The sequence below is a fragment of the Pseudonocardia sp. SID8383 genome, from assembly GCF_009864975.1.
Lineage (GTDB): Bacteria > Actinomycetota > Actinomycetes > Mycobacteriales > Pseudonocardiaceae > Pseudonocardia > Pseudonocardia alni.
Genome location: NZ_WWFY01001102.1, coordinates 1 through 448, shown reverse-complemented (window position 1 = coordinate 448; position 448 = coordinate 1). Strand labels below are relative to the sequence as shown.

Genomic DNA, 448 nt, shown 5'->3' with positions numbered 1-448 from the left:
CGGCGGGATCCGTCCGGTCGTCGCCCGCCGACGTGCGGCCGCGGCGGACCCGCGCCGCCCGCACCAGCGCTCGCACCGCCGTCCCGGCCACCAGGACCACCACCCCGGCCAGCACCGACACCGGCGGCAGCAGCGTCGCGAGCACCACGCAGCCGAGCAGACCGAATCCCGACAGGGCGCGCCGCCACGGCCGGTCGCGGTGCAGGGTGAGCGCCGCGGCGTTGGCGACGGCGTAGTAGAGCAGCACCGCGAAACCGGACAGGCCGATCGCCGTGACCGGGGCCGCGGTGAGCACCAGCAGCAGCACCACGGCGCCGACGGCGAGCTCGGCGCGGTGCGGCACCGCGAACCGCGGGTGCACCGCGGCCAGCGCGCCCGGCAGCTCCCGGTCGCGCGCCATCGCCAGCACGGTGCGGCCCACCCCGGCGACCAGTGCCAGCAGCACCCC

1 protein-coding gene is annotated in these 448 nt (G+C 78.8%); it reads right to left on the bottom strand.

Going from position 1 to position 448, the window contains the following annotated elements:
- Positions 1–448, bottom strand: a 448-nt coding sequence (locus tag GTW08_RS26495) for an amino acid permease (RefSeq protein WP_161152685.1), incomplete at both ends; no start/stop codon positions are given.